General features: G+C 61.5%; 1 protein-coding gene. It reads left to right on the top strand.

Translation table 11 applies throughout. From position 1 onward, the window contains the following. A partial coding sequence (tnpC, locus tag ACWGTI_RS32545) for an IS66 family transposase (RefSeq protein WP_454590664.1) occupies positions 1–873 on the top strand: 873 nt, incomplete at its 5' end. Between the last annotated feature and the right edge of the window lie 76 nt (positions 874–949).

A 949-nucleotide genomic window follows, 5' to 3' on the forward strand; every position in this document is an offset into this window, starting at 1 on the left:
TCCCGCATCTATGACGCGCTGAAGCTGCGGCTCAGATCGCAGCCCCTCATCCATGGTGACGAGACCACGGTCCAGGTGCTGAAGGAAAAGGACAGAGAGGCCACCAGCACGTCATATATGTGGGCTTACCGGAGCGGCGAGGACAGTGACGAGCCGATCGTGCTGCTCGATTATCAGCCGGGCCGCGGCCAGATCCACCCGCAGGCCTTCCTCGGCGATTACCGCGGCATAGTGATGAGCGACGGCTACACCGCCTGGCGCACGCTGGAAGGGGCAACCCATCTTGGATGCATGGCCCATTCCAGGCGGCGCTTCGTCGATGCCCTCAAGGCCAGAAAGAAAGGCGGCGGCCCGCCAGAGCAGGCGCTCAGGTTCTTCGAACAGCTCTACCGGGTTGAAAGGCAGGCGCGGAACGAAATCCCCGACGACGGCGAAACGCGGGATCACTGCATCCGCCGCTTCCGCCAGCAACATAGTGTCCCCATCCTCAATGCTCTTAAGCTATGGCTCGACAACATCGCCCCGAAAGTCTTGCCTGACAGCAAGCTCGGCGACGCCGTGTCCTACACCTTGAACCAATGGGATTATCTGACGCGCTACACCGGGGACGGCAGCATGCCGATCGACAACAACCTTCTGGAGCGCGACATCAGGATTTTTGCCACTGGCCGGAAGAGTTGGTTGTTCAGCGATACCATCGACGGAGCCAAGGCCAGCGCCATCGTCTACAGCTTAATGCTGACCTGCCGCGCCTCACGCGTCGAGCCGCTCGCATGGTTGCGCCACGTTCTCACCGAACTGCCTCAACGCCCCCAGAACGCAGCTATCGACGATCTCCTGCCCTTCAACTTCGCCAAAACCGCTGCAGCCTGATCCGCCCGGACGCGCCCGTTTGAGCCACCGTCGTTGAAGGCGGCGGCGTCAACGTGCATGGAAATGAGCGCTTACC

The sequence above is a fragment of the Mesorhizobium sp. ArgA1 genome (assembly GCF_053714375.1).